The organism is Candidatus Puniceispirillum marinum IMCC1322, assembly GCF_000024465.1.
GTDB classification, from domain to species: Bacteria; Pseudomonadota; Alphaproteobacteria; order Puniceispirillales; family Puniceispirillaceae; genus Puniceispirillum; species Puniceispirillum marinum.
Genome location: NC_014010.1, coordinates 2,584,101 through 2,610,347, shown reverse-complemented (window position 1 = coordinate 2,610,347; position 26,247 = coordinate 2,584,101). Strand labels below are relative to the sequence as shown.

At 49.9% G+C, this 26,247-nt stretch carries 23 protein-coding genes and 3 tRNA genes; 6 read left to right on the top strand and 20 right to left on the bottom strand.

Annotation, left to right across the window (positions count from 1 at the left end; genetic code table 11):
- Position 1: 1 nt before the first annotated feature.
- The 11 genes from fusA to secE form a co-directional block, all read right to left on the bottom strand.
- Positions 2-2,140: an elongation factor G gene (gene fusA, locus SAR116_RS12230; protein ID WP_013047258.1), complete on the bottom strand. Its 2,139-nt coding sequence runs from the start codon at positions 2,138-2,140 to the stop codon at positions 2-4.
- A 22-nt stretch (positions 2,141-2,162) separates the two neighbouring features.
- Complete coding sequence (gene rpsG / locus SAR116_RS12225; RefSeq protein WP_013047257.1) at positions 2,163-2,633, bottom strand: 30S ribosomal protein S7; 471 nt, start codon at positions 2,631-2,633, stop codon at positions 2,163-2,165.
- Between the two features lie 12 nt (positions 2,634-2,645).
- Positions 2,646-3,017 (bottom strand): 30S ribosomal protein S12, encoded by a 372-nt coding sequence (gene rpsL, locus SAR116_RS12220; protein ID WP_013047256.1) that lies wholly within the window; start codon positions 3,015-3,017, stop codon positions 2,646-2,648.
- A 300-nt stretch (positions 3,018-3,317) separates the two neighbouring features.
- Complete coding sequence (gene rpoC, locus SAR116_RS12215) at positions 3,318-7,511, bottom strand: DNA-directed RNA polymerase subunit beta' (RefSeq protein ID WP_013047255.1); 4,194 nt, start codon at positions 7,509-7,511, stop codon at positions 3,318-3,320.
- 84 nt (positions 7,512-7,595) lie between these two features.
- A complete protein-coding gene (gene rpoB / locus SAR116_RS12210; protein WP_013047254.1) occupies positions 7,596-11,774 on the bottom strand; it encodes a DNA-directed RNA polymerase subunit beta in 4,179 nt (1,392 codons plus the stop codon).
- Between the two features lie 183 nt (positions 11,775-11,957).
- Positions 11,958-12,338 carry a 50S ribosomal protein L7/L12 gene (rplL, locus tag SAR116_RS12205; RefSeq protein WP_013047253.1) on the bottom strand — a complete coding sequence of 127 codons (381 nt, stop codon included), beginning with the start codon at positions 12,336-12,338 and terminating at the stop codon, positions 11,958-11,960.
- Positions 12,339-12,375: 37 nt separating this feature from the next.
- Positions 12,376-12,894, bottom strand: coding sequence for a 50S ribosomal protein L10 (rplJ, locus tag SAR116_RS12200; RefSeq protein ID WP_041860951.1), 519 nt, complete (start codon positions 12,892-12,894; stop codon positions 12,376-12,378).
- A gap of 280 nt (positions 12,895-13,174) precedes the next feature.
- A complete protein-coding gene (rplA, locus tag SAR116_RS12195; protein ID WP_013047251.1) occupies positions 13,175-13,861 on the bottom strand; it encodes a 50S ribosomal protein L1 in 687 nt (228 codons plus the stop codon).
- Between the two features lie 4 nt (positions 13,862-13,865).
- Positions 13,866-14,297: a 50S ribosomal protein L11 gene (gene rplK, locus SAR116_RS12190; protein ID WP_013047250.1), complete on the bottom strand. Its 432-nt coding sequence runs from the start codon at positions 14,295-14,297 to the stop codon at positions 13,866-13,868.
- Between the two features lie 70 nt (positions 14,298-14,367).
- On the bottom strand, positions 14,368-14,898 hold the full coding sequence (gene nusG / locus SAR116_RS12185; RefSeq protein ID WP_013047249.1) for a transcription termination/antitermination protein NusG: 531 nt from the start codon (positions 14,896-14,898) through the stop codon (positions 14,368-14,370).
- 54 nt (positions 14,899-14,952) lie between these two features.
- On the bottom strand, positions 14,953-15,150 hold the full coding sequence (gene secE, locus SAR116_RS12180) for a preprotein translocase subunit SecE (RefSeq protein WP_041860950.1): 198 nt from the start codon (positions 15,148-15,150) through the stop codon (positions 14,953-14,955).
- 369 nt (positions 15,151-15,519) lie between these two features.
- On the opposite strand from secE, the gene SAR116_RS12175 reads away from it, so the two are divergent.
- Positions 15,520-16,398 carry a DMT family transporter gene (locus tag SAR116_RS12175; RefSeq protein WP_041861510.1) on the top strand — a complete coding sequence of 293 codons (879 nt, stop codon included), beginning with the start codon at positions 15,520-15,522 and terminating at the stop codon, positions 16,396-16,398.
- 36 nt (positions 16,399-16,434) lie between these two features.
- Here the strand turns inward: SAR116_RS12175 and SAR116_RS12170 are convergent, their stop codons facing one another.
- From SAR116_RS12170 to SAR116_RS12150, 5 genes are all read right to left on the bottom strand, one after another.
- Positions 16,435-17,085 (bottom strand): glutathione S-transferase family protein, encoded by a 651-nt coding sequence (locus SAR116_RS12170; protein ID WP_013047247.1) that lies wholly within the window; start codon positions 17,083-17,085, stop codon positions 16,435-16,437.
- Positions 17,086-17,113: 28 nt separating this feature from the next.
- Positions 17,114-17,959 (bottom strand): isocitrate lyase/PEP mutase family protein, encoded by an 846-nt coding sequence (locus SAR116_RS12165; RefSeq protein WP_041860949.1) that lies wholly within the window; start codon positions 17,957-17,959, stop codon positions 17,114-17,116.
- Positions 17,960-18,108: 149 nt separating this feature from the next.
- Positions 18,109-18,184 (bottom strand) — tRNA-Trp (locus SAR116_RS12160).
- Positions 18,185-18,233: 49 nt separating this feature from the next.
- Positions 18,234-19,424, bottom strand: a complete 1,191-nt coding sequence (gene tuf / locus SAR116_RS12155) for an elongation factor Tu (protein WP_013047245.1) — start codon at positions 19,422-19,424, stop codon at positions 18,234-18,236.
- A 121-nt stretch (positions 19,425-19,545) separates the two neighbouring features.
- Positions 19,546-19,630, bottom strand: a tRNA-Tyr gene (locus SAR116_RS12150).
- Positions 19,631-19,727: 97 nt separating this feature from the next.
- Here SAR116_RS12150 and rlmB point away from each other — a divergent pair.
- Positions 19,728-20,666 carry a 23S rRNA (guanosine(2251)-2'-O)-methyltransferase RlmB gene (gene rlmB / locus SAR116_RS12145; protein ID WP_013047244.1) on the top strand — a complete coding sequence of 313 codons (939 nt, stop codon included), beginning with the start codon at positions 19,728-19,730 and terminating at the stop codon, positions 20,664-20,666.
- 13 nt (positions 20,667-20,679) lie between these two features.
- Here rlmB and SAR116_RS12140 read toward each other — a convergent pair whose 3' ends face one another.
- Positions 20,680-21,048, bottom strand: coding sequence for a DUF1127 domain-containing protein (locus tag SAR116_RS12140; RefSeq protein WP_013047243.1), 369 nt, complete (start codon positions 21,046-21,048; stop codon positions 20,680-20,682).
- A 123-nt stretch (positions 21,049-21,171) separates the two neighbouring features.
- On the opposite strand from SAR116_RS12140, the gene SAR116_RS12135 reads away from it, so the two are divergent.
- Both SAR116_RS12135 and SAR116_RS12130 read left to right on the top strand, forming a co-directional pair.
- Positions 21,172-22,032, top strand: a complete 861-nt coding sequence (locus tag SAR116_RS12135) for a LysR family transcriptional regulator (protein WP_013047242.1) — start codon at positions 21,172-21,174, stop codon at positions 22,030-22,032.
- A gap of 71 nt (positions 22,033-22,103) precedes the next feature.
- Positions 22,104-22,179 (top strand) — tRNA-Thr (locus SAR116_RS12130).
- A gap of 294 nt (positions 22,180-22,473) precedes the next feature.
- On the opposite strand, the gene SAR116_RS12125 is transcribed toward SAR116_RS12130, so the two are convergent.
- From SAR116_RS12125 to SAR116_RS12115, 3 genes are all read right to left on the bottom strand, one after another.
- A complete protein-coding gene (locus tag SAR116_RS12125) occupies positions 22,474-23,406 on the bottom strand; it encodes a DMT family transporter (RefSeq protein ID WP_013047241.1) in 933 nt (310 codons plus the stop codon).
- 312 nt (positions 23,407-23,718) lie between these two features.
- The gene (locus SAR116_RS12120; RefSeq protein WP_013047240.1) at positions 23,719-24,363 is read right to left on the bottom strand and encodes an HAD-IA family hydrolase; all 645 of its coding nucleotides are present in this window, start codon (positions 24,361-24,363) and stop codon (positions 23,719-23,721) included.
- 125 nt (positions 24,364-24,488) lie between these two features.
- A complete protein-coding gene (locus tag SAR116_RS12115; RefSeq protein WP_013047239.1) occupies positions 24,489-25,172 on the bottom strand; it encodes an SDR family NAD(P)-dependent oxidoreductase in 684 nt (227 codons plus the stop codon).
- 192 nt (positions 25,173-25,364) lie between these two features.
- On the opposite strand from SAR116_RS12115, the gene SAR116_RS12110 reads away from it, so the two are divergent.
- Together SAR116_RS12110 and SAR116_RS13770 are read left to right on the top strand one after the other, a co-directional pair.
- Positions 25,365-25,979 (top strand): glutathione S-transferase family protein, encoded by a 615-nt coding sequence (locus tag SAR116_RS12110; protein ID WP_041861508.1) that lies wholly within the window; start codon positions 25,365-25,367, stop codon positions 25,977-25,979.
- 68 nt (positions 25,980-26,047) lie between these two features.
- Entirely contained in the window at positions 26,048-26,224 is a 177-nt protein-coding gene (locus SAR116_RS13770) for a hypothetical protein (protein ID WP_190275451.1), read from the top strand.
- The last annotated feature ends 23 nt before the right edge of the window (positions 26,225-26,247 follow it).

Below are 26,247 nucleotides of genomic sequence, written 5' to 3'. Positions count from 1 at the left end.
GTTAGGCCAATTTGGCGCGGACTTCATCCGCAACCGCTTGAGGCACTTGTTCATAATGGTCGAATTGCATTGAATACTGGGCGCGACCCTGGCTCATCGAACGTAAGGTGTTGATATAACCAAACATATTGGCCAAAGGCACCATCGCATCGATCGCACGGGCATTACCACGTTGATCCATACCGCCAACATTACCACGGCGGCTGTTCAGGTCACCAATGATATCACCCATATATTCTTCAGGAGTGATAACTTCGACACGCATAACCGGCTCAAGCAATTTAGCGCCTGCTTTTTGCATCGCCTCACGGAATGCCGCACGACCCGCAATTTCAAAGGCCAAAACAGATGAGTCAACATCATGGCTGGCGCCGTCATAAAGTTCGGCAGAAAAGTCGATTACCGGGAAGCCAGCGATTGTGCCGGTTTCCTTGGCCATGACGATACCCTTTTCAACGCCTGGAATAAATTCCTTTGGCACGTTACCGCCAACAACTTTGTTGGTGAATTCGAAGTTTCCTTCAGCTAGCGGCGCAAACTTGATCTTCACGCGCGCAAACTGACCTGTACCACCCGACTGTTTCTTGTGGGTGTAATCAATGTCAACTTCCTTGGTGATGGTTTCACGATACGCCACCTGCGGCGCACCAATATTTGCCTCAACCTTGAATTCACGCTTCAGACGGTCAACAAGGATATCAAGGTGAAGTTCACCCATACCCCGCATGATAGTCTGGCCTGACTCAATGTCAGTTGTCACCTGGAATGATGGATCTTCTGCCGCTAGACGCTGAAGCCCTGTGGACATTTTTTCCTGATCATTCTTTGACTTTGGCTCGACCGCGATTTCAATAACCGGATCGGGGAATGTCATTGTTTCAAGAACAACTGGCTTTACGTTGTCACATAATGTGTCGCCAGTCGTGCTTTCTTTCATGCCGGCAAGCGCAACAATATCGCCTGCGTAAGCCACATCGATTTCTTCACGGTTGTTTGAATGCATCAACATCATTCTACCAACGCGCTCACGCTTGCCTTTAGTAGAGTTGAGGATGCTATCGCCTTTGTTAAGCGTACCAGAATAGATACGAACGAAAGTCAGCGAACCAACAAACGGATCATTCATGATTTTAAAGGCCAGACCCGAAAGCGGAGCAGAGTCATCTGCGCTGCGTTCAATGTCACGTGTTTCAGTTACGTCACCAGGTGCAAAGCCTTTATAGGCTGGCACATCTAAAGGACCCGGCAGATAATCGATAACAGCGTTCAACATCGGCTGAACACCTTTATTCTTGAACGCCGATCCACATAGCACAGGCACAAAAGACATATTCAAAGTCCCAAGACGGATCAAACGCTGCAATGTCGCTTCATCAGGCTCTTCACCTTCAAGGAAGGCTTCCATAGCCACATCGTCCTGCTCAACTGCAATCTCGATCAGATAAGCGCGCATTTCAGCAGCTTTTTCAGCCAATTCAGGGCGAATGTCTTTTACTGTCCATGTTGCGCCAAGATCTTCTGAATCCCAGACCCATTCTTTCATCGTGACAAGATTGATAAGACCTTCAAGCTCAGTTTCAGCACCGATTGGCATCTGAACTGGCAAAGGTACCGCACCTGTACGGTCACGGATCATATCAACGCAGTTAAAGAAATCTGCGCCTGTCTTGTCCATCTTATTCACAAAGACGATACGCGGAACCGAATAACGGTCAGCCTGCCGCCAGACTGTTTCTGTCTGCGGCTCAACACCAGCATTTGCATCAAGCACACAAACAGCACCGTCAAGAACCGCCAATGAACGCTCAACTTCGATCGTAAAGTCAACGTGACCTGGTGTATCGATGATGTTGAAGCGGAATTTAGCTTCTTCCTCAGTCGAACCATACTCACCTGATGGGGTTTCACCATCATTTGTCCGGAACCACATACAGGTTGTAGCCGCAGACGTGATTGTTATGCCGCGCTCCTGCTCTTGTTCCATCCAGTCCATTGTGGCGTTACCATCATGGACTTCACCAATTTTGTGTGAACGACCTGTGTAATACAGAATACGTTCAGTTGCAGTCGTCTTACCTGCATCGATATGAGCCATGATGCCAAAATTACGGTAACGCTCTAAAGGATATTCACGTGACATGCTATTGCTCCTGCTTTCAGGCTTACCAGCGATAATGCGAAAAGGCTCTATTAGCCTCTGCCATTTTGTGAGTGTCTTCACGCTTCTTTACCGCGTTGCCACGGTTATTGGACGCGTCAAGTAATTCAGCACATAGGCGGTCAACCATAGTTGTTTCACCGCGCTTACGCGAACTGTCAATCAACCAGCGAATAGCCAATGCCTGGGCGCGCTCAGAACGAACCTCGACCGGAACCTGATAGGTCGCACCACCAACGCGGCGTGAGCGCACTTCAAGATTAGGGCGGACATTTTCAAGCGCATCATGGAAAACCTTTACAGGCTCGTTGCCTGATTTAGATTCGATGCGATCAAAGGCACCATATACAATCTTTTCAGCAATCGAACGCTTACCGTCATACATCAAGCATGACATAAACTTTGAAACAACTGTATCTTTGAACTTTGGATCCGGAAGAACCGGCCGTTTTACTGCTCTATGACGACGTGACATATCTGCCTCTTCTTACTTAGGACGCTTAGCGCCGTATTTCGAACGACGCTGACGACGATCAGACACGCCTTGGGTGTCCAAAGTACCGCGAATGATGTGATAGCGAACACCAGGCAAATCCTTTACGCGGCCGCCCCGAATAAGCACAACTGAGTGCTCTTGCAGATTGTGACCTTCGCCAGGAATATAGCTGGAAACCTCAAACCCGTTCGTCAGGCGCACACGTGCAACCTTACGAAGCGCTGAGTTCGGCTTCTTAGGTGTTGTTGTATAGACTCTGGTGCATACACCACGCTTTTGTGGACATGCTTCCATTGCCGGAACTTTAGTACGTTCAACAGGACGCTTGCGCCCGTGACGGATCAACTGGTTAATCGTTGGCATTACTGCCCCTTCTTTGTCTCGACCAAATACGCACAAAACGTGCAACAGAGGGAATTTCCCCTGATAATCAGAGCAAAACCCTCGGTTTAATCTCCGCTAACGGAGGAATTTTCGTCACCTAATATACAGGCCCTGCGTCTGGTACGACTACTGCATTCAGCAGAGTGAACCACCACCAAGGTCTAAAAGGTTGGCGGATACTATGTTTTTGAGGGTGGATGGGTCAAGCGCTTTTTACGCAAACCCGTCCGTTATCCCCATTTTTTTTCAAATAACGTAAAATTGGCACATTCATACTAATTATGCGTCACTTTCAACCACTGTTTCTTCCGATTCGGTGGCAAATTCATTGCTTTCGAGTGCTGGTGCAGCGGCGGCGCGCTGTGCCAAGATGCCTTTATCGCGTTCGGAAGCAATCCGACGAAGCCGATTCATGACCGAACCGGTTCCTGCCGGAATCAACCGACCGACAATGACATTCTCTTTCAAACCATCCAGCGTATCCTCACGACCGCTAACAGCCGCTTCGGTTAGAACGCGGGTTGTTTCCTGGAATGAGGCTGCAGAGATAAAGGATTTTGTCTGCAAAGACGCCTTGGTAATACCAAGCAAAACCGGATGCGCTGTGGCAATCCGCAACCCTTCAGCTTCCAGAGCTGTATTGGCCTGCGCAAACTCCTCACGATCAACCTGTTCACCAACAAGGAATGTACTGTCACCAGCATCTTCGACTTCGACCTTCTGCAACATCTGGCGCACAATGACTTCAATATGCTTATCATTGATCTTCACACCCTGCAGACGATAAACGTCCTGAATTTCCTTGACCAGATAGGCAGCCAGTTCCTCGACACCCAGAATGCTCAGAATGTCATGCGGCACCGGGCTTCCATCAAGCAACAAGTCACCCTTGCGCACGACGTCACCTTCGTTGACAGCCAGTGGGCGGCCTTTTGGCAATAGATATTCAACCGCTTCCAAATCACCATCCAACGGCACCACACGGATACGACGCTTTGCCTTGTAGTCATTACCAAATTCAACACGGCCATCAGCCTCGGCAATAACAGCAAAGTCCTTTGGCTTACGTGCTTCAAAGAGTTCGGCAACACGGGGCAGACCACCGGTAATGTCACGCGTCTTTGATGATTCACGTGGAATACGCGCCAGCACGTCACCAGCCTGTACCTCGGCACCATTTTCAATCGACAGAATTGAACCCGCTGACAGGAAGTAGCGTGCCTCAAGACCATTGGTCAATGTCAACACTTCGCCCTTTTCATCGCGCAAGGTAATGCGTGGACGCAGGTTTGCACCGCCCGCGGCCGCTTTCCAGTCCACCACTTCGCGGCTTGAGATACCTGTTGTATCGTCAGTCACTTCACGAACGGATATGCCATCAGTCAAATCGACATAATGCGCAGTACCGTTCATTTCTGTGATGATTGGCATCGTATATGGATCCCATTCGATCAGTATTTTGCCAGCCGCGATCTCTTCGCCTTCACTAACCAACAGTTTACCACCATATGGCAGACGGTGACGAAGACGTTCGCGTCCCTTTTCATCAAGAATAAGCAATTCGGTATTCCGGCTCATGACAATAGGAATGCCATTCTTGTCTGTAACCAATGTTGCATCTTCAAGCTTTACGGTACCACCGATTGTCGCTTCGATATTTGACTGCTGGGCATCCCGCTGTGCCGCACCACCAACGTGGAAGGTACGCATGGTCAGCTGGGTGCCTGGCTCGCCAATTGACTGGGCGGCGATAACACCGACAGCTTCACCCATATTCACATCGGTGCCACGCGCCAGATCACGGCCATAACAATTTGCACAGATGCCGGTTTCGGCTTCACATAGCAATGCCGAACGGATCAAAGCCTGATCAGCGCCAGATGAGTCGATCTTGTCAAAATGCTCTTCGGTGACCATTTCACCCAAAGGCAAAATCACTTCGCTGGTTTTGACATCAACCAGATCTTCAGCCAGCACCCGTCCCAAAATCCTTTCATAGAGCGAATCAACAATTTCACTACCATTCAAGACCGGACGAATCGTCAAACCTTTTGACGTGCCACAATCGACTTCGCGAATGATGCAGTCCTGAGCCACGTCAACAAGACGCCGCGTCAGATAACCCGAATTCGCGGTTTTCAAAGCGGTGTCAGCCAGACCTTTACGGGCACCATGCGTCGAGTTGAAATATTCCAGAACATTCAGACCTTCTTTAAAGGATGAAATGATCGGGGTTTCAATGATCTCGCCTGACGGCTTGGCCATAAGGCCGCGCATGCCAGCAAGCTGTTTGATCTGGGCGGCCGAACCACGCGCACCTGAATGCGCCATCATCCAGACCGAATTGATTGGCTCGCCATCTTTTTCGGTTGAAATACCTTTCATCATCTCATCAGCAACAAGATCCGAACAGCGTGACCATACATCGACCACCTTGTTATATTTCTCACCTTGCGTGATCAGACCATCGAGATATTGCTGTTCAAAGGTCTTTACCTCGTCTTCAGCTTCATTGACGTATTTTTCCTTCAGATCAGGCGTTGTCAGATCGGCGATACCAAACGAAATACCAGCATCACATGCCTGACCAAAACCAAGACTCATCAAACGGTCACAGAAAATCACCGTGTCTTTCTGACCACAATGGCGATAGACGTGATCGATCACGTTACTGACTTCTTTCTTGGTCATCAGCTTGTTAACCAGCTCGAACGAACAAGACGGGTTGTCAGGCAGCAAATCAGCCAACTGGGCACGTCCCGGGGTGGTTTCAACAACCGCCAACACACGCTCGCCATTGGCATCACGGGTCGGGACACGCGCCTTTACCTTGGCATGCAGACTCACCGAGCCATTGCCAAGGGCGAGCAGGATTTCTTTGACGTTCGAGAACGCCATGCCTTCGCCCTTTTCACCATCACGAATCATCGACATATAATAAAGACCAAGGATGATATCCTGTGACGGCACAATGATCGGCTTGCCATTGGCCGGGCTGAGGATGTTGTTTGTCGACATCATCAGAACACGGGCTTCAAGCTGGGCTTCAAGTGACAAAGGCACATGCACCGCCATCTGGTCGCCATCAAAGTCAGCGTTAAAGGCGGTACATACCAATGGATGCAGTTGAATGGCCTTGCCTTCAATCAAAACCGGCTCAAACGCCTGAATACCAAGACGGTGCAGGGTCGGTGCCCGGTTCAACATCACCGGATGCTCGCGGATCACCTCTTCAAGAATATCCCAGACTTCGGGGCGTTCTTTTTCCACCATGCGTTTGGCCATTTTGACCGTACTCGCCATCGCGTATAGCTCTAGCTTTGAATAGATAAACGGCTTGAATAGTTCCAGCGCCATCTTCTTTGGCAAACCACATTGATGCAGTTTCAGCTCAGGCCCAACAACGATAACCGAACGGCCAGAATAATCGACGCGCTTACCAAGCAGGTTCTGACGAAAACGACCTTGCTTACCTTTCAGCATATCTGACAGTGATTTCAAGGGGCGCTTATTGACACCGCTGATAACACGGCCACGACGGCCATTGTCAAACAGCGCGTCAACTGATTCCTGCAACATACGCTTTTCGTTACGGACAATAATGTCCGGTGCGCGCAGCTCGATCAGACGCTTTAGACGGTTGTTACGGTTGATAACCCGGCGATAGAGATCGTTAAGGTCAGAGGTTGCAAAGCGCCCCCCATCCAACGGCACCAGTGGGCGCAATTCAGGTGGAATCACAGGCACAACGTCAAGGATCATCCATTCAGGACGACATCCAGACTCTTTGAACGCATCAACAAGTTTTAAACGCTTTACCAGCTTTTTGCGCTTGGCTTCTGAACCCGTCGCAATAAGCTCTTCGCGGATTTTTACGCGTTCCTGATCAAGGTCAAGATCGACAAGAACTTTTTTGATTGCTTCGGCACCGATACTGGCTTCAAAGGCATCATCACCAAATTCGTCCTGCGCATCGTAATATTCTTCTTCTGACAGAAGCTGGCCTTTGACCAGCGACGTCATACCAGGCTCAATCACGACAAAGTTTTCAAAATACAGAACGCGTTCCAGATCCTTTAATGTCATATCGACAAGCAGACCGATACGGCTTGGAAGCGATTTCAGAAACCAGATATGCGCGACAGGCGCAGCTAGTTCAATATGCCCCATACGCTCACGGCGTACTTTGGAAAGGGTAACTTCAACACCACATTTTTCGCAGATAATACCGCGATACTTCATCCGCTTATATTTACCGCAAAGACATTCGTAATCACGAACAGGACCAAAAATACGGGCACAGAAAAGACCGTCTTTTTCTGGCTTAAACGTACGATAGTTTATCGTTTCAGGCTTTTTAATCTCACCGAATGACCAAGACCGAATACGCTCGGGTGATGCGATGGAAATTCTGATTTTGTCAAAGCTCTGCGGGCCTTGCGTTTGCCCGAAAGGATTCATCAAATCGTTCATCTATCTACCTTTCCAACATAAGTTGGTTTCAAATAAGTACCTGCCACCCACCGACATCGCGGTGGGGGCACCAGCCTAAACGGCCTAGTATTCTGCCTCATGCAAATCAACATTCAAACCAAGTGAGCGAAGCTCTTTGACCAAAACATTGAAGGATTCCGGAATGCCAGATTCAAAGTCGTCATCACCGCGAACAATAGCCTCGTAAACCTTTGTCCGGCCTGAAACGTCATCCGACTTGACGGTGAGCATTTCCTGCAAGGTGTAGGCCGCACCATAAGCTTCAAGTGCCCAGACCTCCATCTCACCAAAGCGCTGTCCACCAAACTGTGCCTTACCACCAAGTGGCTGCTGTGTAACCAGCGAGTAAGGACCAATCGAACGAGCGTGAATCTTGTCATCAACAAGGTGATGCAATTTCAGCATATAGATATAGCCAACGGTAACCGCCCGGTCGAAAACCTCGCCTGTACGTCCATCGGTGAGCCATTCCTGACCTGTTTCGCTAAGCCCAGCCTTTTTCAGCAGAGCCAAGACATCGGCTTCACGCGCACCATCAAATACCGGCGTTCCCATAGGCACACCACGACCAAGAATTTCGGCCTGTTCAATGATCTGATCATCATCCATCACGGCCAGCTCATTCTCATATTGTTCAGCAGAATACATACCTGACAAGGTATCGCGAAGCTTTGAGGTATCTGCATTAGCACGCGCCGCTTCAGCTGCCGCACCAACCTGTTTACCAAGACCACGCGCCGCCCAGCCAAGATGGGTTTCCAAAATCTGACCAACATTCATTCGTGACGGCACACCAAGCGGGTTCAACACGATATCGACCGGCGTACCATCTTCGAGATACGGCATATCTTCAGCCGGTACGATCCGTGAGATCACACCCTTGTTACCATGACGGCCAGCCATTTTGTCACCAGGCTGAAGCTTGCGCTTCACGGCAACAAAGACCTTTACCATCTTCATCACGCCAGGTAGCAATTCATCGCCACCTTGAAGCTTGTCAACCTTATCATTGAAACGTGCCTGCAAAGCCGCAACAGCACTTTCAAAGTTGGCAATCTGCGCTTCGATCAGCTTTTGCACATTGTCATCTTTAACAGCGATCTGCTGCCATTGTGATTTTGGCAGTTCATCAAGCAACGCATCATCGATTTTGGTGCCTGCTTTCACGCCTTTTGGACCTGAAGCCACTGTCTGACCAGCAAAGAGTTCAGTCATACGGCCGTAGAAACCACGCTCAAGAATGCTACGTTCGTCATCACGGTCCTTGCCAAGACGATCGATTTCAGCGCGGTCAATGGCCAGCGCACGTTCGTCTTTTTCAACACCACGACGAGAGAACACACGCACTTCGACAACCGTGCCTGAACCGCCAGGTGGCAGTTTCAGCGAGGTATCACGAACGTCGGACGCCTTTTCACCAAAAATGGCACGGAGCAGTTTTTCTTCCGGTGTCATTGGTGATTCACCTTTTGGTGTCACCTTGCCAACCAGAATATCACTAGGTCCGACTTCGGCACCGACATATACAATGCCAGCCTCGTCAAGATTCTTCAGTGCTTCTTCACCGACATTAGGAATGTCACGGGTGATCTCTTCCTGACCAAGCTTTGTATCACGTGCCATCACTTCATATTCTTCGATATGTATCGAGGTGAATACGTCGTCACGGACGATACGCTCAGAAATCAGGATTGAATCTTCAAAGTTGTACCCATTCCACGGCATGAAGGCGACAAGCACGTTCCGGCCAAGCGCCAATTCACCGTCTTCGGTTGATGGGCCATCAGCGATGATATCACCCCGACGAACCGTATCACCCACTTTGACAAGCGGACGCTGGTTGACCGTGGTGTTCTGGTTCGAACGCTGGAATTTCAGCAGGCTGTATATATCAACAGGTGATACATCTTCGGCGGTTTCTTCGCTGGCACGAACAACAATACGTGTCGCATCGACCTGATCGATCACACCAGCACGTTTGGCAACAATGGTCACACCCGAGTCACGCGCAACGCGGGCTTCCATTCCAGTACCCACGATCGGGGCTTCGGCTTTCACCAGAGGCACAGCCTGACGTTGCATGTTCGACCCCATCAAGGCACGGTTCGCATCGTCATTTTCGAGGAACGGGATCAGCGCCGCAGCAACCGAAACTAGCTGTTTTGGCGATACGTCCATCAGTTCGATATCAGTTGGACGCGCAAGGCCGATTTCGCCAGCCCGACGCACCGGAATCAATTCACCAACAAATACACCCTTGGCATCAAGTTCGGCATTCGCCTGTGCAATTGTGTAGCGACCTTCTTCCATCGCCGAGATATAACGCACTTCGTCAGTGACCTTGCCCTCAACAACTTTGCGATAGGGTGTTTCAATAAAGCCGTAACGATTAATCTGGGCGTAGGTTGCCAGCGAGTTAATCAGACCAATATTCGGGCCTTCAGGCGTTTCAATCGGGCAAATCCGGCCATAATGCGTTGGATGTACGTCGCGCACTTCAAAGCCCGCACGTTCACGGGTCAGACCGCCCGGCCCAAGCGCCGATACACGGCGTTTATGGGTGATTTCAGACAAGGGGTTAGTCTGATCCATAAATTGAGACAGCTGCGATGATCCAAAAAATTCACGTACAGCGGCAGCGGCCGGCTTGGCGTTAATCAGATCGGCAGGCATAACAGTGTCGATTTCAACAGCGCCCATGCGTTCGCGAATGGCACGTTCCATCCGCAACAGACCCACACGGTACTGATTTTCCATCAATTCACCAACCGAACGCACCCGGCGGTTACCAAGATGGTCAATATCGTCAATATCGCCACGACCATCTTTCAGACCTGTCAGCACTTTCAGGATCGCCATCACGTCCTGCTTGCGCAAGATACGAACAGAATCATCTGTATCGAGTTCAAGGCGTGAATTCATCTTCACCCGGCCAACCGATGACAGATCATAACGCTCGGATGTGAAAAACAGGCTCTGGAACAAAGCATGCGAGCTTTCCAATGTTGGCGGCTCGCCCGGACGCATAACACGATAAATATCAACCAGCGCCTCTTCACGGCAGGTATTCCGGTCAGCGGCAAGCGTGTTGCGCAGATGCGGACCGTAATTGACATTATCGATGAACAAGATGCTGATATCATCATTGCCGTTTTCCACAAAGCGTGCCATCAGCTCTTCGGTGATTTCTTCACCCGCTTCGGCATAGACTTCGCCAGTTGACATATTGATGATGTCTTCAGCAATGAACCGGCCCAGAACATCTGTATCAGGCACCAGAACGTCTTTAACGCCATCTTCGACCAGCTTTTTCAGCGCGCGCGGTGTCATTTTTGTGCCTGCTTTGGCAACAACCTTTTTGGTGTCGGCATCAACAAGATCGCGTATCAGTTGGCTACCTTTTAGTGCCTCAGGGTTGAGCGCGTAACGCCAGCCATCACCATCACGCTTATAGTCAACCGCATTGTAGAAATAGCCAAGAATTTCTTCACGGCTCATGCCAACAATGCGCGTTGGGTCAACGTCTTCGCCAGATTCGGCGCAGGCATCCATATAGGCCAATGAGTCAGCATCGGGCAAAGCCATCATGAAGGTGGTAGATGGCAGTTTGCGCTTGCGGTCAATCCGCACATTCAGAATATCTTTGGCATCAAATTCAAAATCCAGCCATGACCCACGATAAGGAATAACGCGGGCAGCAAATAGCAATTTGCCCGAAGCATGTGTTTTGCCACGGTCATGGTCAAAGAACACGCCAGGCGAACGGTGCATCTGTGAAACGATCACACGCTCGGTGCCATTCACAATAAAGGTACCGTTAGATGTCATCAGCGGCAGATCGCCCATATAGACGTCCTGTTCCTTAATATCGCGGATTGAACGCGCGCCTGTGTCTTCGTCTTCTTCCCAGACCACCAGTCGCAAGGTCACTTTCAGCGGCGAGGCAAAGGTCAGCCCACGCTGTTGACATTCTTCGACATCATATTTTGGTTTTTCAAGATCATAAGACACAAATTCAAGTATCGAACGACCAGCAAAATCCCCAATCGGGAACACTGATTTAAAGGTTTCCTGCAACCCGTGATCAATACGATCAGGGACCGGAACATCCATCTGCAAAAAAGTATCATAACTTGACCGCTGAACATCAATCAGGTTTGGCATTGGGGTGATTTCTTCCAACTGCCCAAACGTACGGCGAACCCGCTTTCGACTATCCAAGGTACTTACATGCGATGCCATTTAGTGATCCCTCATCAAAATCTCGGCTTCCCAACTCAAAAAACCAAGTTGGAAGCGTGGTTTAGTCCCTCCAGCGAAAATGTTTCAGCTTTCAGGTTTTTAACGACCTTGCACCGGATAGCGAAACGCCACCCGGTGCAAGCAATTTTCAACAGCTTTTAAATCCAAGCTGTTCCGTCAAAGTTACTTAACTTCGACAGAGGCACCAGCTTCTTCAAGCTTGCCTTTAATTTCGTTTGCTTCGTCTTCAGACACACCTTCTTTAACAGCCTTAGGTGCAGCTTCGACGAGGTCTTTTGCTTCTTTCAGGCCAAGACCTGTGATCGCGCGAACTTCTTTAATAACATTGATCTTTGATGCACCAGCGGCAGTCAGAACAACGTCAAATTCGGTTTTTGCCTCAGCCGCGCCGCCAGCGTCACCGCCGCCAGCTGGCATTGCCATTGCCATAGGAGCAGCGGCAGCAGAAACGCCCCACTTCTCTTCCAGCATAGTTGCCAACTCAGCAGCTTCGAGAACTGTGAGGTTGGATAGGTCTTCTGCGATTTTTGCTATATCAGCCATTTGTATACTCCATTAAGCTTGAACTTCTAGGTTTAAATTATGAACTCTGCAATTGGTCTTCGCGTGCTTTGATGACGCGTGCGAGCTTTCCGGCCGGAGCCTGAGCCACACGTGCAAGTTTTCCTGCTGGGGCTTGTAAAAGCCCAACAAGCTTGCCGCGCAATTCGTCAAGTGAAGGCAATTTGGCCAACGCTTCAACGCCAGACTTGTCGAGAACTTTCCCGTCAATGCTACCGCCGATGATGGTCAATTTTGTATTCGTCTTGGCAAATTCTACGAGGGTTTTGGCTGCTGCCACCGGGTCTTGCGACGTACCAATCGCTGTTGGTCCGGTAAACAGGCTGTCCAAATCTTCGTAGCGCGTGTCTTTAAGCGCTAGCTTGGCAATCCGGTTTTTGGTTACCTTAAAGCCAGCACCGGCTTCCCGCATCTTCAGACGCAGTTCGCCACTCTCTGCAACGGTCAAACCAACCTGATGCGTCACAACAATTGTTGTTGAGGCATTAAAGGTTGCTTGCAGGGTTTCGATCAATTCGGCTTTTTCTGTTCTATTCACCGATAATCTCCACTCTTCGTTTAGGATCTTATACCCTGTTGGGCATGCCATCCCGGTTGCAAAACAAGACCGGAAATAGTCCTCCGGTCCGCTGGCCTGCCCATAAGAAGTTCAAGCGGAATTTCCGCTTTTGCTCCCCGTCTATTGCAGGTTATTAAGCACGTGTCAGCCTGATGGCTGGATCGGTGCCCCTGCAGTCTTGGACAGGTGCGGGGTCGTGCAAGCACCACCCCTAATCATCATCAACACGTTTCCGCGCCGATGAAGAATTCAAATTCGTCTAGGCGTTGTCTTCGACAAACACCCCGGCGCTCATTGTTGAGCTGATCGTGATCTTTTTGATATAAGTACCTTTTGCACCACTGGGCCGCGCCTTGCGGACAGCTTCGATAAAGGCATTGGCATTTTCTTCGATCTGTTTGGCACCAAAACTTGCTTTGGCAACACCGGCATGCACAACACCAGCCTTTTCGGCGCGATATTGAACTTCACCAGCCTTAGCGGCTTTAACAGCCTCGGCTACATCAGCTGTCACCGTGCCCAGCTTAGGGTTAGGCATCAGGCCACGTGGGCCAAGTACCTTACCAAGACGACCAACAACACCCATCATGTCAGGCGTTGCAATCACACGATCAAAAGCAGACTCGCCATTCTGGATAGCTTCAGCCAGATCATCAGCACCAACAAGGTCAGCACCGGCGGCTTTCGCCTCATCAGCTTTAGCATCTTTAGCAAAAACCGCAACCCGCATAGTTTTACCCGTGCCATTAGGCATCGCCACAACACCACGAACCATCTGGTCAGCGTGACGGGGATCAACACCCAAATTCATGGCAATTTCGATGGTTTCGTCAAATTTCGCCTTGGCGTTTGACTTTACCAGCTCGACAGCCTCAGCCAGCGCATAGGCTTTGTTCCGGTCAACCGCTTCATAAGCAGCACGTAAGTTCTTTGTCTGTTTAGCCATTGGTTCAGCCCTCCACGACTTCAAGGCCCATGGCGCGGGCAGAACCCATCACCATCTGCATGGCACCTTCAATATCAATCGCATTCATATCGCCCATCTTCTGATCAGCAATTTCGCGCACCTGCGCCATTGTCACTTTGCCCGCAACAGTACGGCCAGGCTCCTGACCACCTTTTGGCAAGCCTGCCGCTTTTTTCAGGAAAAAGCTGACCGGTGCTGTTTTGGTGGCAAAGGTAAAGGATTTGTCCTGATACACGGTGATAACAACCGGAATAGGCATATTCTTTTCCAGTGAATCAGTTGCCGCGTTGAACGCCTTACAAAATTCCATGATATTTACACCGCGCTGGCCCAGTGCTGGACCTACTGGTGGTGACGGGTTAGCCGCTCCAGCTGGAATATTCAGCTTGATATATCCGTCAATCTTCTTTGCCATAACTATCTTTCCCTGACTTACGAGACATCATGTTAAATGATGCCTTCGTTATTGCGTTAACCGCACCTGTTTAAACTTTTTCTACCTGACTATATTCCAGTTCGACTGGGGTTGAGCGCCCAAAGATGGACACTGTAACTTTCAACCTTGCCTTATCATCATCAGCTTCTTCGACATATCCGTTAAAGGAGGCAAACGGGCCATCAGATACGCGTACCTGCTCGCCAATATCGAATGTGATTGTTGAACGGGGACGTTCTACGCCTTCGCTCATCTGCTTGATCAGGCGTTCAGCCTCACTATTGGTAATCGGAATAGGCTTACCTTTGCCGCCCAAGAAACCTGTGACCCGCGGCTGGCTGGTGACAAGCTGCCACGCCTCATCGCTGAGTTCCAATTTTACAAGGATGTAACCGGGGAAGAATTTACGTTCGGACTGGACGCGCACACCACGACGCATCTCAACTACTTCTTCGGTAGGAACCATCACTTCATCGATCTGATCTTCTAGCCCATGCGTCACGGCCTGCTCGGTAATTGCCTGAGCGACCTTTTTCTCAGATCCTGAGAACACATGAACAACGTACCAGCGTTTGGCCATCAATAAATCCCATTTGTCTTGCCACAGGCAAAACGTCAAAAAACCACTTCGTTCCTAGCTACCAAGACCTAGAACAAACTGGACAACATTAGAAAGCACCATATCCACCAGCAAAAAGAAAATTGCGGCAATGGTTACCATAATAAACACAGTTAGCGTAGCTGTACCTGTTTCACGCCGAGACGCCCAAGAAATACGACTGATTTCCTGACGTACCTGCCTAACAAACTGTGCGGGCGATACCTTAGCCATCAATAGCTGCCACTTCAAGTTCAATTTTCACAATAGCAGCATACATTTGCATTGTCTTTCCTAGTTAAAACTCTCAGCCCAAGCCCCCCGACCAAGGCCTATGTGCCTGTGCCGGGTAATCCCGCTACAACTATGAAAGTCAAAGAATGCCACCGTGGATGGAGCCTATTACCAAAACATCACCAGCAAAGCAACCCTTGATATGGGATTTAAGCATATATGTCGCAACAATTTTCACCGCCATGACAGGAACAACCGGATAACGTTAATTCACCCCAAGACGTAATATGCTTGACCATTGTCCGTGATCGGCATAGGTGGAATTGAGGGCGGTGCGATCCAGCATGACAGCCACTGGATATGAAACATATGCCTGTCTCAGACAATACCCGCGGTGCAGCACTGATGGCGTTTAGCGTACTCTGCTTTACGGCCAATGACACGATGATGAAATTCCTGTTCGGTGACATTCCGTTATTTCAGGCCGTGTTGTTACGTGGATTGCTGTGTTTACCCGTAATCACCTATATGGCGCATCGACGCGCGCAACTTTTCGTCCGCGCAACTCGCCATGACATGAGTATCGTTCTGATCCGCGCTGGCGCCGAAGTAGCAGCAACAATCTGCTTTCTAACAGCACTGGCGAATATGCCACTGGCTAATACCATTGCGATCTTACAGACCCTGCCTATGAGCGTGACAATGGTGGCGGCGCTGTTCCTAGGCGAGCCTGTAGGCTGGCGACGCTGGAGCGCGATCATTATCGGCTTCATCGGGGTTCTGATTATCATACGCCCCGGGACAGAGGGTTTCAGCCTGTATTCATTATGGGGACTGGCGGCGGTAGTCTGTGTAACTGTGCGCGATATTGTCACCCGCCGTCTGTCGCGCGAGATGCCATCTTTGTTTGTCACACTGATTACCGCAATCGCAATTACTGGTCTTGGCGCGGTCATGATGCCGGCATCAGGCTGGGTGCCCCCATCATTAACAAGTTGGGTGGTTCTGGTGGCGACAGCATGCGTGATTGTTGTGGCCTATCTGTTCAGCGTCATGACCATGCGGGTTGGCGATATCAGCTTTGTCTCACCATTCCGCTACTCAGCGCTGATCTGGGCAATCATTCTGGGTTATATGGTATTTGACGAATGGCCGGATAATCTGACGCTTATCGGCATGGCAATCATCGTTACCACCGGCATCTATATGTTCCGGCGCGAACGCATTGTCACCTCAAAAAAAACATGAGACGACAACTCCAAAAACCTGCGCCCATTGGCAATATCAGTCGGAAACCGCCAATTCGTCATACGATACCATGACACAACGTTCAAAGGCTGGACGCTTTACCATATCATCGTAATAGCGGCGGATATGTGCGAAATCGTGGCGATCCAGTTCAATATCAAAATAGCGATATAGGACATGACCGAACTGGATATCGGCAAGGGTGAAATCCGCGCCTGCCAGAAAGGCATGATGCGCCAACCGTTCATCGGCAATCGCCAAATAGCGGTTTAAAATTTCAAGATTTTCAGCAATTAGCACGGGATCACGTTTCGATGGTGCCGTCCGCACAACTTTCCAGAAAATTGGCCACGTAAATTTATCAACAGTATTGATCTTTGCCCATTCAGCCCATTTATCAATCTGTGCCCGTGCACTAATATCCTCTGGCCAGAAACGGTCATCACCATAACGCCCACCCAGATAACGCAGTATCGCGCCAGTTTCAAACAACGGTTGCTGATCGCCATCAACCAATGTCGGAATGGTTTTGTTCGGGTTCATGCGCGCATAGTCTAATGTATCAACCACCCCATACATCAAACCCGCATCAATGCGGTCAAAATCCAGTTCTAATTCGGCAAGACACCACAAAGCCGCCTGTACATTCGATGATGATGACCGCCCCCATATTTTAATCTTAGGCATTTTTGTCCTCCATATACCCTATTGAAGATTAGGTTCGGCTGGCGCGTTTTTCAGCGGACATCATCTGGTTAATGTCATGATCCGGTATCGCATCACGCGCATAGGTGAAGGTGCCGTGCTCAATGACCTCGGTTGCCGCCCGAATCAATGCGCCATAGGCAGCCCGGGCAAATGAGCCACCCACGCTGATCCGTTTGACGCCGACTTCAGCCAATTGCGCAACGCTAAACAGGGCGTTCTGCAACCCCATCACGACATTGACTGGCTTATCGACCGCGGCACAAAGCGTGCGAATATCGTCGAGATTATCTAGACCCGGCGCATAAAGCACATCTGCACCAGCTTGATCAAACGCCTGTAACCGCCGGATTGTGTCAGCTAAATCAGGCTTGTCCCACAAATAATTTTCAGCGCGCGCCGTGAGCATAAAGGGCTGTCCATGTGCTGCCGATGCTGCGGCCTTGATTCGTTCGACCGCTATATCCAGCGGCAAAATCGGCGTGTCTGCATCACTGCTGGCATCTTCGATCGAACCGCCAACAAGCCCCACCTGTATCGCCAAAGAAATGGTTTCATGACAGATATCCGGGGCAAGGCCAAATCCATCTTCCAAATCAGCCGAAACAGGTAGGGATGTAGCCTGAACAACCGCACCTGCATTGGCCAGAATATCAGCGCGCGTGACAACACCAGATGAATCACGCTGACCGGCACCAAAGGCATAACCCGCACTTGTCGTTGCCAGTGCATTGAATCCGGTTTGTTCAAGAATGATGGCCGAACCCGCATCCCAGGGATTAGGCATGACAAAGGCATTTTCATTTTCATGAAGGGCTTTAAAGCTTTGATATTTTTGCTGTTGCGTGGTTGCCATTGGTCTTGCCATTGATTTCGTCAAGCTCACCAAAGAAGTCTATAACCATTAAGCTTTACCCAAAATACATTTGCAGCTGAACAAACAGAACCCATGAAAAAACCCCCAGCTATAAAAGCCGGGGGTTTTCATAAGACCATCGGTGAAGATGGCAGGAGCGGAGGGACTCGAACCCACAGCCCCCGGTTTTGGAGACCGGTGCTCTACCAATTGAGCTACACTCCTAAACTTGTCATCAGCATGATTGTAACATCAATCAGGCTGGATATTCGATTTATTTTACCACTGTTGCGACGACACCAGCACCCACGGTGCGGCCACCTTCGCGGATCGCAAAGCGCAAGCCTTCATCCATCGCAATCGGCGCGATCAAGGTCACGGTCATCGCAATATTATCACCTGGCATCACCATTTCGGTGCCTGATGGCAGTTCAACCGAACCAGTCACATCCGTCGTCCGGAAATAGAACTGTGGACGATAGTTAGAGAAGAACGGCGTATGACGACCACCCTCATCCTTGGTCAGGATATAAGCCTCGGCCTTGAACTCGGTATGTGGTGAGATTGAACCAGGCGCACAAAGAACCTGACCACGCTCAACTTCCTCACGCTTGGTACCACGAAGCAACACACCAACATTATCGCCAGCTTCACCCTGATCAAGCAGCTTGCGGAACATCTCAACACCCGTACAGGTCGTCTTTTGTGTGTCTTTCAGACCAACAATCTCGATCTCTTCGCCAACATTCACAATGCCGCGCTCAATACGTCCGGTCACAACCGTACCACGACCCGAAATCGAGAACACATCCTCAATCGGCATCAGGAATGGCTGATCCTTCGGACGCTCTGGCTGGGGAATATACGCATCAACCGCCGCCATCAATTCCTTGATCGCACCAGAACCAATCGTATCATCACCACCCTCAAGTGCGGTCAATGCCGAACCTTTGACAATCGGAATATCGTCGCCTGGAAATTCGTATGATGACAGCAATTCGCGGATTTCCATCTCAACAAGCTCAAGCAACTCTTCATCGTCAACCTGATCAACCTTGTTCATGAATACGCACAAAGCCGGCACACCAACCTGACGCGCCAGCAAAATGTGCTCGCGGGTCTGTGGCATCGGGCCATCAGCCGCTGATACAACCAAAATCGCACCATCCATCTGCGCCGCACCAGTGATCATGTTCTTCACATAATCGGCGTGACCCGGGCAATCAACATGCGCGTAATGACGCTGCTCTGTCTCATATTCAACATGCGCTGTCGAAATGGTGATACCACGCGCACGCTCTTCAGGCGCCTTGTCAATCTGGTCGTAATCCTGAAACTCTGCGCCGCCAGCTTCCGCCATCACCTTGGTGATCGCTGCTGTCAATGTCGTCTTACCATGGTCAACGTGACCAATCGTTCCGATGTTACAATGTGGCTTGGAACGATCAAACTTTTCCTTAGACATGGGCTCGCCCTTTTCTCTACATGTGGTGGACCGTGCCGCAGGCATTCAAAGGTCCGATGGATTATTTATCAGCTAGCTGACGGGAAAAACTGTATATACTGGCAAATTGATGCCATAACAATGGTGGTGGGGGTAGGATTCGAACCTACGTACGCTACGCGGGCAGATTTACAGTCTGCTGCCTTTAACCACTCGGCCACCCCACCGGATTGCCTTAAAAACCTGCACCTTTAGACTTGCGAAAAAGTGAAGGTATTGCGAAGTAAAAAGTACGAGCCAATTTGTCAACAAAGAAGTCATATAATGAGCGCAAAAAGCAGTAAAAAGCGACCCAAGGTCAAAAGCCAGGGCAAAAACCCACTTTTTGACCCTGTAAAACGTGCAGCAGACGCATCAGGCCGAAGCGCGTCAAATGCACCGCGCCGGGGGGCACCGCGTCGGGGGGCACCAGCAAGGCAAAATGACGATTCACAGATCAAAGCTGCACCAAAACCTCCTCAAGGTGGCTATTTTCTGTGGGGGCGGCATGCCGTTGCCGCGGCACTGGTCAATCCGGACCGCCGGATCGCCGCGCTATATGTTACCGATGACAGCCGCGACAGCTTTGATGAAATGTGGCAAACCCTAGCCATGGACAGGCAGGCCGAACTTCCCGACGCCCGCCCGATTGAACGGCGGCGGCTTGATGGTATTGGCGGGCATGATAGCGAAAAGGTGGTGCATCAGGGTATGGCGGCGGCAGTCTGGCCGTTGGACGCCCCGCATCTGGACGATTTCATCGCAGACATTGCCGATAAGCCTGTGCGTATCATCATGCTCGATCAGATTTCCGACCCCCGTAATGTAGGGGCTATTTTGCGTTCGGCGCGTGCCTTTGGGTGTGACGCGATCATCACCACACAACGTCATGCCCCCGAAGAAAATGGCGCGCTTGCCCGGACAGCAACAGGCGCGCTTGAACATATTCCGATCATTCGGGTGGTCAATCTGGCGCGGGCGGTCGAAAGCCTGCAGGATCATGATATCACCGTTGCCGGATTGGCTGGTGATGGCACGATGGATGTTGGGGCGCTGGCCGATTTCCCGCGTCTGGCCATCATGCTGGGCGCCGAAGGCCCAGGCTTGCGTCGGCTAAGCCGCGAACATTGCGATCATCTTGTCCGCATCGATATCGCACCCGATGCAGACAGCTTGAACGTGTCAATCGCCGCGGCGATCGCCCTATATGCGGCTAAAGGCTGATACCAAAGCTGGTCTAGCGCGCCGTCGGGCATCGCCCGCGCTCGTTGTAAAAAGAACGAATGTGCGAGGCCGGTCGCCCACGAATATGCGCTGGTGCGGGCCTGTCAATCGCCGAACGACGAAAGGGCGAGTCAGATAAGTGTGAAGACTCTATCCATGGCGCTTTGTCCTGACCAATGGGGCGGGCGCATTCGGCGTCTCTATCGGCGCGTGAAATACCAATATCATCAAGCTCGCGATCATCAAGCGCCACCAAATGAGAACGTGATTGGTAAAGTGCCTTCGCATGACGATAGCGTGCCCATAAAGACCTGACGCTTTGCAACAATCCCCGAAAGGCGGCAATGATCTGCTTTTTTAACATATTGTAAATATATAACATTTCTTGATCCTTTCCATTTCGTTATGTGATGAGACATTTTCATCATTTTCTTTGATGATTTTGGTTAATGCCGCCTAATTTGTGAAATGAATGATTGTGAGCACAGACATAAGGAGATGTGATATGTACCGGAATCTGGATATGACAGCGCTTCGCTCTTTTGTGACCGTGGCCGATACAGGCGGCGTCACACGCGCGGCAGGCAAACTGCATGTCACGCAGTCAGCCGTATCGATGCAGCTCAAAAGGCTGGAAAATCTGCTGGATACTGACCTGATTGAACGATCTGGGCGGGGCATCAGTTTGACAGCGCAAGGCGAACAGTTACTTGGCTATGGCCGCCGGATGCTAGCATTGAATGACGAGGCCTGGGGGCGACTTACGCATGATGCCTATGAGGGTGATATTAATTTGGGCGTACCACCAGACATTATATATCCGCATATCCCCGAAGTATTGCATCATTTTGCAACCGATTTTCCACGGGTAAATGTCAAGCTGACCTGTGAACCGTCGCTTGCTCTGAAGGAAAATCTGGCGCACGGCCAAGCGGATATTATCCTAACCACCGAAACAAAGACTGATGCTAATACTGAACTGTTACAGCGCACGCCCTTGCGCTGGTATGGCGCCGTAGGTGGCGAGGTATGGAAAAAGCGGCCTGTTCAACTGGCCTATCAGCCAAGCTGTATTTTTCGGAGCGAAGCCATAGCCACGCTTGATCAGCATGATATCACCTGGGACATTCCTATCAACAGTAATGATTATCAGAATATTATGGCCTTTGTCAGCGCCGATCTGGCGATTACGGCCGTGCTGGAAGGTACGCATAATCCGAACTGGGAAATCATCCCCGCCGACGCCGGACTGCCGCCTTTGCCCAACTATGGAATCCATATGTATATCGCCGAAGGTGGCCAAGATATGCTGGTGCAGGAGCTGGCACGATTTATACGGCTCATAATGGCTAAAACAGCACATTAGGATAAATTGTTTTAACTTTGGTATCGCAAATAGTTGACCCCAGCAAAAACTCTGGTAAAAGACCGTTACGTGCTGGCGTGGCTCAATTGGTAGAGCACCCGATTTGTAATCGGGCGGTTGGGAGTTCGAGTCTCTCCGCCAGCACCATTCTCCCCTTCACATCATGTGTTAACCCTCGAATTGACCTAGCCATATGTTTGGCCAGTGGCCTAGCCCGCCATAATCGCGCCTGACCCTGTCACCTCACACCAAAAGGGTTTTAATGACTGGGCTTATTGAGCAGGTCGATTGTCGGCTGCTTGCACCCTCCAGAATGGTTTAGGTTCAACAGTTTTGTAGATATGTATATCGCGCAAACCATGATGATGGAACTACAGGCAATATATTATTCTCAATCACTGAGGTTTATGAAAAGCTGAATTGATAGCTATTCGTGATTGTCTATGCGTCATCCATATTTTGTTGTGCAAGCACAATAATGACACCAGCGCTTATGATAAGGGCAATGCCAATAATACTTATGATGTTGGGCATGACCCCCCAAAACAGCCAGCCAAACAAACCAACTGAAATCAGATAGGCATATTCATAGATCGCGGCATAGCTCGTTTTGGTCAGTTGATAGGCGCGCGTCATCAAGGATAAAGCCGCGCAGGCACCCGCCGCAATGATAACCATCCATAACCAAAACACACCATCGACAGCGTGCCAGCCTCGAAACAGGAAAGGCGCTTGATCCAGCAAATCGGGCGATACCGGAAAAAGTGTTAAGGCAGATGTACCAAGGGCACCACATAATCCGATGCTGACGATAAAACTCATCAAAATGGCAAGTGAACTTTCGTCTTGAAGATACCGGTAGGTGATGATTGACCCCATCGCATAGGACGCCCCCGCGATGATCGGCAGCATATGATAAATGGCAAAGCCATCCCTGCCTGGCTGCAAAACCAAAAGGACCCCAATTGTACCAATCAGAACGGCCACTATCCGACGCCACCCAATGCGCTCTTTAAACAGAATCATTGAAAATAGCAGAACAAAAATGGGTGATGTAAAGAGACCTGCCCCCGCTTCGGCAATCGGCATCATCGGCATGACGCTGAAATAAAGCAGAATCGATGTCACCATGAAACCGGTTCTGGCCAGCATAGGCTTCCAATGACGTGGCATGATGGAAAGCCCAAAAATTCTGCCAAGCAATGTCACCATTAAAACCGCGAATAATGACCGGCTAAAATGAAACTGGCCAACACCAACCTGATCCGAAACCAGCAATGTCAAATTGTCGGAGAATCCGAAAATAGAGATCCCCGAAACAAGAAGCACAGCACCACGTTTTGATGCCGGCATGGTGCGTAACCAGGTTAACATTGTGTTTCCATTTCATCAAAACCAGACATGGCCTAGCATGTGTCTGTCAGCACACTATCCGCCAGTTGCCCTATAACGGACTTCGACTAAACCACATAATTACATAACCTGCATATAGTAAATAACGCACCTATCATTTTCATTCTGATCATGACACCGGGCGTTTGGATGAGCTGATTTGCAGACGTTTGACAGCAAACAATCTGGTTCCCGCGACACGACGCCATGGGTTTTGAGCCTGTTGTAATGACTAGGGTGCTTAGCCTAGTGACGCCATCCACAATGTATCAGAGGGGCGCTCACGCCTGTTCTTTAGGATATTTGACTGCTGATAATATCCAAGTTTTTCACGGCGTTGATGTTATGGCGCGTAGTTGCATATTCACCTGCATATAGGTAACAAAGGATTTGTTCTTGCAGCGCGGCTTCCTGATTAGGCTCGGTATCCTCGATGGCTATGGTGTCTTCGGGCGCAACGCCTAATTTTGTAACCGCCAGCTGGTAAACAGCACCATTTGGCTTTTCTTCAACCACATCCTGCTTGGTTGTGATGAGATCAAAACAGCCAAAGTCAATGTGACGCGACAATGCCTTTGCCAGATTATCGATATTCCGTTGCGACGTCGTTGTGATAAAGCCAACTTTAATATTCTGTCTGGCACAATGTTCAAGACATTCAACGACACCTTCACGCGGCGCGATACCTTGCTTGAGCAAGGTTTCAAAAAAGCTTTCTTTCGCTTGGTGAATGCTATGGATTAAATCTGGCGAAACTTTGCCGCTAGCATAAGAGGTCAAACGTTTTACGCCTCCCGGCTCATTTAGAAGCCGACAATAATTTGCAACATTCCAATACCAATCAAGACCATGCTCGGCAAAGGCCATATTATAGGCCTGACGCTGTAACTCAGAGGTTTCTGCGATGACGCCAATCGATCCAAAAAGTAAAGCTTTCATCACAAACTCCAAATAACGATACATTCATTAGATAATATATATATATATATATATGACGCGGCGATCACAATCGATCCGAATGCGGTATGAAATATTCTTTATTCATGTTGGAAGATGAGGATAATCTAGAAGGTCTCCACCCACGGCCGCAATTCGATTTCCCATGCCCAGACAGACCGGTGTTGCCGGTGAAATTCGATATAGGTGCGGGCAATTTCATCAGGGTCAAGTCTGGTATGATCAGGATCATCTATAGTGGCGGATGATTGGATGCTGCCATCGATAATGAAATGACCGATATGTATATTCTGTGGATGCAGTTCGCGCGCCAGTGACTGCGCAAGAGCACGAAGGCCAAATTTACCCATCGCAAAAACCGACGAATATGGAAAGGCTTTGACACCCGCCGAAGCACCCGTAAAGAAGATACTGCCACTGCCACGCGCCTGCATGCGCTTGGCCGCCTGTTGCGCTACCAAAAAGGCGCCAAAACAGGTGATTTTAAGCGCGTCTAAAGTGGCCGAAGGATCCAGGTCTGCAATCCCTCCACGTAGGCGGGCTGACGGGTTATATATCACCAGATCAGGTGTCCCGATCGTCGCATCCAATTGGGTGAATAATTTAGCAACATCGTCACTGTCGGCAGCATCGCATTTATGCAAGCTGGCATTGGTTTCAACCGCTAGATCACCGAGCTTGTCCATATTGCGGGCTGCCAGCGCAACTGACATGCCCTCTTGAGTGCATAGCCGCGCCAAAGACGCGCTCAGACCTTGTCCCGCACCCACTATTAAAACTGATTCAGCCACTTTATTTCTCCTAAAATTATGTGCCTAGACATTAACAAGACATAGCACATCAGCGGCCGGTTCTGGTCATATATCAGCCATAAAATTGAGCACCGCGGCGGATGATTTAAAGGCCATGTGGATGGTTGTTTCACTTGCCCTGATAGTCAAACTATCATTAGATAGACCCAAGCCAACAAGGATATCATGATCATGCTTACACTATATTATTCAAAGATGTCCTGTGCCTATGCCCCGCATATATTGCTGTATGATGCCGGTGCAGAATTTACGGCCATGCCAGTTGACTTTGAAACAGACGAACAGAACAAGCCAGCCTTTTTGGCGGTGAACCCCAAGGGACGCGTCCCCGCATTGGTTACCCCGCAGGGGATTCTGACCGAAAACCCGGCGATTCTGCTATATATCGCCCAGTTAAATCCAGACAAGCAGTTAGCACCAACCGATCCGTTTCTGTTGGCACAGGCGCAGGCGTTTAATATGTTTATCGCCTCGACGGTGCATGTTGCCCATGCCCACCGCCATCGTGGCTATCGCTGGGCAGATGATGAAGCGGCGCAAGCCAGCATGAGCGCAAAGGTCGCTGAAAACATGACCCTCTATGCCCAGATGATTGAGGATCACTATTTCATTGGACCCTATGTTCTGGGCGACCAATATTCACTATGTGACCCCTATCTGGCGCTTATCATTCGCTGGTTTGGAGGCGATGGTGTAGAGCTGGATCATTTTCCAAAACTGAAACAGCATGACGCGATGATGCGCGCGCGTTCATCAGTACAGGCGGTCATGCCGTTTTACATATAAACCGCCATCCATGACCTAAAATACCGTCGATGTGCGTCGTTCATGTTTCTGTTATGCGGATCAATTCTATGAACATACGGGACAATATGGGGCGGCCTAATAACCGCCGCTATGCACAGCAACCCGATGAAGACGAAACCGACGGTGAAATCGAGCTGGTTATCGACCGGACGTCCCCCCCGATCGATCTATTGCGCCCGCATCCCACCTGTTCAACCGAAGAATGGCTGGCCAAAAGAACTTAGATGTGGCCGTTGGGCACAAGTCC